General features: G+C 71.1%; 9 protein-coding genes. All 9 read right to left on the bottom strand.

Annotated elements, in window-relative coordinates; genetic code table 11:
* Positions 1–450, bottom strand: a 450-nt coding sequence (locus tag GUY59_RS45130; protein WP_161715063.1) for a thiamine pyrophosphate-binding protein, incomplete at its 3' end; no start/stop codon positions are given.
* A complete protein-coding gene (locus tag GUY59_RS45125) occupies positions 447–1,208 on the bottom strand; it encodes a cyclase family protein (RefSeq protein WP_138208408.1) in 762 nt (253 codons plus the stop codon). The genes GUY59_RS45125 and GUY59_RS45130, both read right to left, overlap by 4 nt.
* A 67-nt stretch (positions 1,209–1,275) precedes the next feature.
* Positions 1,276–2,088, bottom strand: a complete 813-nt coding sequence (locus GUY59_RS45120) for a carbohydrate ABC transporter permease (protein ID WP_138208407.1) — start codon at positions 2,086–2,088, stop codon at positions 1,276–1,278.
* Positions 2,085–2,981 (bottom strand): carbohydrate ABC transporter permease, encoded by an 897-nt coding sequence (locus GUY59_RS45115; protein ID WP_132341450.1) that lies wholly within the window; start codon positions 2,979–2,981, stop codon positions 2,085–2,087. Before GUY59_RS45115 ends, GUY59_RS45120 begins: the two co-directional genes overlap by 4 nt.
* Positions 2,978–4,252 carry an ABC transporter substrate-binding protein gene (locus tag GUY59_RS45110; RefSeq protein ID WP_138208406.1) on the bottom strand — a complete coding sequence of 425 codons (1,275 nt, stop codon included), beginning with the start codon at positions 4,250–4,252 and terminating at the stop codon, positions 2,978–2,980. The genes GUY59_RS45115 and GUY59_RS45110 overlap by 4 nt, the downstream gene beginning before the upstream one ends.
* Positions 4,249–5,538: an alpha-glucosidase/alpha-galactosidase gene (locus GUY59_RS45105; protein WP_138208405.1), complete on the bottom strand. Its 1,290-nt coding sequence runs from the start codon at positions 5,536–5,538 to the stop codon at positions 4,249–4,251. Before GUY59_RS45105 ends, GUY59_RS45110 begins: the two co-directional genes overlap by 4 nt.
* Positions 5,535–6,485 (bottom strand): carbohydrate kinase family protein, encoded by a 951-nt coding sequence (locus GUY59_RS45100; RefSeq protein WP_138208404.1) that lies wholly within the window; start codon positions 6,483–6,485, stop codon positions 5,535–5,537. Before GUY59_RS45100 ends, GUY59_RS45105 begins: the two co-directional genes overlap by 4 nt.
* Positions 6,475–6,708: a hypothetical protein gene (locus GUY59_RS45095; RefSeq protein WP_138208403.1), complete on the bottom strand. Its 234-nt coding sequence runs from the start codon at positions 6,706–6,708 to the stop codon at positions 6,475–6,477. The genes GUY59_RS45100 and GUY59_RS45095 overlap by 11 nt, the downstream gene beginning before the upstream one ends.
* Positions 6,709–6,917: 209 nt before the next feature.
* Positions 6,918–7,257, bottom strand: a 340-nt coding sequence (locus GUY59_RS45090; protein WP_442939094.1) for a hypothetical protein, incomplete at its 5' end; no start/stop codon positions are given.

Below are 7,257 nucleotides of genomic sequence, written 5' to 3'. Positions count from 1 at the left end.
CAGCAGGACCGTGCGCCGCTCCCCCACCGCCACCCGGAAGGCCTCGGCGACCTGGGCCACCGCGTCGCGCGCCGAGGTGACCCGCATCGGCACCGCACCCACCGCCGTGGCGAGCGCCTCCTGGTCGATGTGGAAGTTGGAGCGCACGTCGGTGGCCTCCCCGGCGAGCACGATGAGCGGCGTGCGGCTCTTGGCCGCCTCGGCGATGCCGGTCGTCGCGTTCGTCAGGCCGGGCCCCTGGTGCACGGACACCACCGCGACGCGCCCGCTCGTCCGCGCGTACGCGTCGGCCATGGTGGCGGCCCCGCCCTCGTGGCGGGCGGCGACGAAACGCACGCCGTGGGCCACGAGGGCGTTGGTGACGTGGAAGTTGCCGCTGCCGACCACCCCGAAGGCGGTCTCGACCCCGCAGGCGGCCAGGGCCCGGCCCACGGCCTCGGCGACGGTCAACGTTCCACCAGGGCGAGCACGCGCACCGGGCTGCCGGAGCCGCCCACGATGGGCAGCGGCGGTGCGAGCACCACGGCTCCGGTCGCGGGCAGGCGGTCGAGGTTGCGCAGCTGGGTGAGCCCGTATTTGCCGGCGCCGAGCAGGAAGGAGTGGCAGGGGAAGGGCGGGGTGAAGGAGTGGGCGGCGCCGGCGTCGGTGCCGACGGTCTCGACGCCGAGGCCCACGATCGGCGTCTCGGCGGCCAGCCACTCGGCGCACTCCACGGAGATGCCGGGCGTGTGGGAGCCGTTCAGGAAGTCGTCCTGGTCGCCGGAGCGGGTGTCCCAGCCGGTGCGATAGAGCAGCCAGCCGCCGTCGGGCAGCGGCCCGTTGGCGCGCCGCCATTCCTCGACGTGGTCGATCCGCAGCAGAAAGTCGGGATCCTGCGCCGCCTCGTCGGCGAAGTCGAGCACGACGGCGGGCGCGATCAGGCTCCGCGGCGGCACCTGCGAGACGTCCTCGCCGTCGCGACCGGTGACCCAGTGCACGGGGGCGTCGAAATGCGTGCCGGTGTGCTCGCCCGTGTGAATGTCGTTCCAGTACCAGGCGGGGCCGCGGTCGTCGTAGTTGCTGATCTCCTCGAGGGAGAACCTGATGGTGTTGCTGAACGGCTCGGGCAACTGGAGGATCGGCGTCTGGGACGACAGGGGCGCGGTGAGGTCGACCACCTCTATCGCGCCGCCGCGCACACTGTCGACAAGGCTCTTCAACACCGACATGGCTTCCTCCTTGGGTGGGCTGTGCGCATCCTCCTACGCACGCCCTACCAGTGCAAACCTCCCATGTTCAGGCTTTGAGACCGCTGAAGCTCATGGTGGCCACGAAGTGGCGCTGCGCCAGCACGAAGGCGGCGACCAGCGGCAGCACGGCGACGACGTTGCCGGCCATGAGGGCCGACCATTCGGTGTGCCGGGCCCCGGAGAACGTGGCCAGGCCGAGCTGCAGTGTGTAACTCTCCTCCGAGGAGATGGCGATCAGGGGCCACAGCAGGTCGTTCCAGGCGCCGAGCAGCGTGAACACGACGAGGGTGGCCAGCGCGGGCCGGGCCAGCGGCAGCACCACCCGGAAGAACACGCCGAGCCGGGAGCAGCCGTCGATGGTCGCGGCCTCCTCCAGTTCCTTGGGCAGCGACAGGAAGAACTGCCGCATGAGGAACACGCCGAACGCCGACGCCAGCCACGGGACGATGGCCGCGCCGAGGGTGTCGATGAGGCCCATGTTCTTGAACAGCAGGAACGTGGGGATCATCAGCACCTGCGTCGGCACCATGATGGTCGCCATGAGCGCGCCGAAGGTGAGCCCGCGGCCGCGGAAGCTGAGCCTCGCGAAGCCGTAGCCGGCCAGCGAGCAGAGCACCACGTGCCCGGCGACGGCCGCCACGGCCACGATCACCGTGTTGGCCAGCCACAGCGGATAGTCGTCCTCGGTGAAGATGCGGGCGAACCCGGCCGTGGTGAAGTGCTCCGGCCAGAGCTTGGGCGGGTAGGTGTTGATGTCGCTGTCCGGCATGAAGGCGGTCAGCACCATCCAGGCCAGCGGCGCCACGAACAGCAGCGCGGCCGGCATCAGGAACAGGTGGGCGAGGTGGCGCCGTCTCATCGCGCACTCCTCCACAGGACGGCGCCCGAGATCGCGAGCGTCACGAGGAACAGGACGTAGGCGATGGCCGTGCCGTAGCCGGAGTGGAACAGCTGGAAGGCCTGCCGGTAGAGGTAGAACACGATCGTCGTGGTGGAGTCGAGCGGCTGTCCCTTCGTCGTGGTGTAGACGAGGTCGAACAACTGCAGCGCGGTGATCGTCTGCCAGATCAGCAGGAAGACGGTCGCCGGCCGCAGTTGTGGCAGCACGACGTGGCGCAGCACGTGCCGGCCCACGCCGCCGTCGACCCTGGCCGCCTCGACCAGTTCGCGTGGGATGTCCTGGAGCGCGGCGAGGTAGACCACGGCGGGCATCCCGACGCCGCCCCAGATCGAGATCACGACGAGCGTGAGCATGGCCTGTCCCGGGTCCTGCAGGAAGCCCGTCGCGGGCAGGCCGAGGGCCTTCAGCCCGGCGTTGACGATGCCGAAGTCCGGGTCGAACACGAAGTTCGCGAGGATGCCGGTGGCGGCGGCCGAGACGACGTACGGGACGAAGAAGCAGGTGCGGTAGAAGCCGATGAGCCGGATCTTCAGGTTCAGCGCCAGCGCGAGCGCGAGCCCGAGCACCACCGAGCCGGGCACGAACAGCACCGTGTAGAGCGCCGTGTGCCCGGCCGCCGCGGCCAGCTCGGTGTCGCCGAGCATGTCGCGGTAGTTCTGCAGGCCGACGTACTCGCCGCCGGTGAGCAGGTCGCCGTCCCGCAGCGAGAGCAGCAGCGCCCACACCGCGGGGAACAGGCTCAACCCGACGATCACCAGCGTGGCGGGCAGGACGAAGCCCCACCCGGTCAGGTCGGGCAGCAGGCGGCGCGCCCGGCGCCGCCCGCTCACCTGCGCGGCGAACACCGTCATCGGGCCCGCCCGAGCACCGTGTCGGCCTCGGTGGCGGCCGTGGCCAGCGCCTCCTGCGGGGGCCTGCCGCCGACGAGAGCCTCGCTGATCGCGTTGCCGACCTTCTCGGAGAACTCCGGGTACACGGGCACGTGCGGCCTGGCCTGCTTGGCGTTGTCGAGGTTCGCGGTGAACACGTCCATGTCGGGGATGTCCTTGATGAACTTCTCGTACGCCGGCAGCTCGGTCGTGGCCTTGCGGATCGGCAGGTTCCCCAGGCCGAGCGTCCACCGAGCGTCCTGCTCGGGGCGGGTGAGCCAGGTGAGGAAGTCGGCGGATGCCTTCGCCCTGCGCGAGCCGTTGTCGAAGACGACCCAGTTGTCCGGCCCGGCGATGGTCTCGTGGTTGCCGTTGTAGCCGGGCAGCACCTGCACGCCGTAGTCGACCTTGTGGTCGATGATGTCGAGCAGCGCCCACGGGCCGGCGATGATCATGCCGACCTTGCCGCTCTGGAACAGCGGCAGGAACTTCTCGCCGTTCTGGTCGAGGTAGACGGACTTGTCCTGGCGGGCCATGGCGCTCCACAGACCGAGCGCCTGCGCCGCCTGCGGGGTGTTGAACGCCGACTTCTTGCCGTCGGGCGTCACGATGGCGCCGCCCTGCTGCCAGATCATCGGCCAGAACCGCCAGACGGTGTCCTCGGTGCCGGTGACGGGGTAGGCGGTGCCGTACACGCCGTCCTTGGTCAGCTGCTTGGCCGCCGTCCGGAAGTCGTCCCAGGTCCAGTCCTTGTCCGGGTAGTCGAGGCCGGCCGCGGCGAACAACTTCTTGTTGTAGATGACGCCCAGGTTGTCGACCACGGCGGGCACGCCGACGACCTTGCCGTTCACCTCCGACACGGCCCGCTCCGACGGCCAGAAGTCGTCCCAGCCGAACTCCGGCGCCTTCACGGTGGCGGTCAGGTCGTACACCTTGGGATTCCTGGCCAGGTGCGGCATCCAGGTGCCGTACATGTAGGCGATGTCCGGCGCCTTGCCTCCGGCCAGCACCGCCTGGACCTTCTGCAGCATGTCGTCCACGTTCGTGGTGCCGACCGCGGGGGTGATCTTCACGTCCGGGTGGGACTTGTTGTAGTCGGCCGCCAGTTCCTCGATGACCTTGGCCTGGGTCTCGACCTGGCCGTGCCACCAGGTGAGCTCGACCGGCCCGCCGACCTCGTCCGAGGAGGACGAGCCGCAGCCGGCCAGCAGTCCCGTGACGAGGAGCAGCGCCACCGCGCCGTGAACCTTCATGACCGCCTCCTGAGCGATGCGGGGAGCAGCTCGCCGTGGGCCTCGAAGAGCGCCTCGCACAGAGCGTCGATCCGCTCGACGGTGAGGCTGGCGGCCGTGTTCGGGTCGGCCATCATGGCGTGCCGCACGTGGTCGCGGCGGCCCTCGGTGACGGCGCGCACGGTGAGCTCGTTGACGTTGACGTAGGCGCGGTTGAGCGCCGCGCACTGGGCGGGCAGGTCGCCGACCGCGAGGGGACGCACGCCGAGCGCGTCGGCGACGCACGGCACCTCGACCACGCAGTCCGCCGGCAGGTTGCCGACCAGGCCCCTGTTCTGGACGTTGCCGTAGACGGTACGGGTGGTTCCGGTGGCGATGCTGTGGATGATCTGCGGGGCGTATTCCATGGTCCCCTCCACGGTGATCGGCCGGCCCGCTCTGAGCGCGTCGCGGGTGGCCTCGTACTGGCGTACGTTCTCCTCGCTGATGCCGACGTAGGCGCCGACGGGGATGCGCAGGCGCTCGATCTCGGCCTCGTCGTGCAGGTACCAGGGAACGTACTCGGCCGAGTGCTCGCTGGTCTCCGTCGGGTAGTGGCCGAGCCTGCGGTACATGTCGACGCGGACGCGGCGCAGCATGCCGGGGTCGCGGGCGATGGCCTCGTCCAGCCGCGGGTACAGGTCCTCGCCGCCCGACTCGAACCGCAACATCCACGACTGGTGGTTGACGCCCGCCGCGAGGTAGGACACCTCCTCGTACGGCACCCCCACGAGTTCGGCCAGGTCGTGGGCCGTCCAGTAGATGGAGTGGCACAGCCCCACCACGTTGCGCACGGGGGTGGCGGCGGCCAGGTACCACACGTTCATGGCCATCGGGTTGGTGTAGTTGAGCAGCCAGGCGTCGGGACAGACCTCCGCCATGGCCTGCCCGATCCGCTCCAGCGCGGGGAAGGTGCGCAGGGCGCGGAAGATGCCGCCCACGCCGATGGTGTCGGCGATGGTCTGGCGCAGGCCGTGGCGGGCGGGCACCTCGAAGTCGACGCGGGTGGCGTCGATCATGCCGACCTGGATCATGTTGATCGCGAAGTCGGCGCCTTCGAGCGCCTCCCGCAGGCCGAGGTGGGCGGTGATCTTGACGGGGCGGCCGGCGGCGATGACGCGGGCGGCGGCCTCGGCGGTGTCGAGCCGCTCGGGGTGGATGTCGTGCAGCGCCACCTCGAACTCCCCCAGATCGGGGAAGGCGACCAGGTCCGCCAGTAGGCCCTGGGTGAACTCGACGCTGCCTGCGCCGAGGAAGACGATCTTCATAGCTCTTTCCACGTGGGTTGGGCGGCGGTGCCCCCGGCCGCCTGGGTCGAGAGGGAGCCGCAGGTCACGGCCGCCCGCAGGCATTCGGGCAGGCTCATCCCGCGCAGGCGGGCGGCGAGGAAGCCGGCGTTGAAGCTGTCGCCGGCGCCGACGGTGTCGACCGGCTCCACGGGCACGGCGGGTGCCCGGGTCAGGCTCCCCCACTCCCATGCCAGCGCTCCGTCGCCACCGTTCTTGACGACCACGACGGGCCCGAGCGCGCCCAGCCGCGCCGCGGCGGCCTCGACGCCCTCAGGGTGCCCACCCGGCGGTCCGGCGGCTGCGGACGAGCCGGGAGGCTGGGGCAGGCGGGCGGCGACGGACAGGGCCTCGGCGGCGTTGGGCAGGAAGACGTCCACCTCGCCCAGCACGCCGGCGACGCCGTCCCACGCGCCGGCCGGGTCGTCGTTGGTGTCCAGGGAGGTGGTGGCGCCGGCCCGCCGCTCCCCCGCCAGGAAGCCGGGCAGACCGGCCGCCAGCGCGGGTTGCAGGTAATAGGACGACACGTGCACATGCCTGGCCAGGCCGCGCGGGACGTCGTCCACGGTCAGGTCCGGCAGGCAGCCGGGGGAGGTGAGGATGGCCCGGTCCGCCCCGTCGGCCAGGACGACGGTCATGGCGGTCGGCCGGGGACCGACCACGCAGTGGGAGACGTCCACCCCGCGCCCGGCCATGACGTCGAGGACGAAGCGCCCGGCCGCGTCGTCGCCCACGCGGCCGGCGAACGCGGTGCGCAGGCCCAGCCTGGCCGCTCCGCACGCGGTGATGGCGCCGGATCCGCCGAGGACCAGGTCGCCGCCGGAGACGAGTTGCTCGCGCTGGCCGTACGCCAGACCGCGCGGCGCCCCGGAGAGCACCACGTCGGGGTTGGCGTCACCCACGACCAGCAGGTCGAAGTCACGCGCCACGGCAGGGTACGCGGTAGGCGTCGAGCTCGTACTTCTTCTTCAGCACGGGGTGCCAGCAGCCGTCGCGCGGGACCGGCTCGGGCAGGATGGGCGCGGCCGCGACGGCGGCCGGAGAGGCCGAGGTCGATGCGGCGGCGGGGACGGACAGGATGGCCGGCAGCGTGGCCGGCAGGATGGCCGGCAGATTGGCCAGGGCGGTGGACATCAGGGCGGGAAAACGCATGGACACTCCTCGCGAACGACACAGTTCGGGACAAGTGGCGATGCGCGCTGTTCCGCACTCTCCACTGCGTGTCCGGGCCAGGGACACCGGAGTGGCGTGGCCCATAACCGTAGGGCGTCACGCCAGCACGCTCAGGCATACCTCCCTTCCATTGCCCGCCAGAATTGCGCGTTTCTGCTCTGTTGTCCAGACTTTGACGCATAAAAGCGTCATGAAGCGGTCCACTCCGCGCACCCGCCGGTCTGGAACGCCTTGTCCGTGGCCTCGATGGTGACCGTGGCGGCGTCCGCCGGCATGCCGGTCGCGATCACGTCGCCGTCCGTGCTGCTCAGACGGGCCCAGTAACACCTGCTGAACCCGCCCGCCGGACCGGACGTCCGGTAGGTGCCGGGCTGGATGTCCGTGCCCACGACGAGCGTCCGCAGGGAGGCGGGGTTGCCGGCCGGCGCGGTGCTCACGCCGCCGCCCTGCGCGGGCCCGCTCTGCTCCGGCCCAGGCTGGGAGGGAACGGGCTGCGAAGGCGCGGATTGCGAGGGAACGGGCTGGGAG

It is taken from the genome of Nonomuraea sp. K271 (genome assembly GCF_009908215.1).
In the GTDB taxonomy this organism is placed as follows: domain Bacteria; phylum Actinomycetota; class Actinomycetes; order Streptosporangiales; family Streptosporangiaceae; genus Nonomuraea; species Nonomuraea longispora.
Note: the sequence above shows the minus strand (reverse complement) of the source record. Positions and strands in the feature narration are given on the sequence as shown.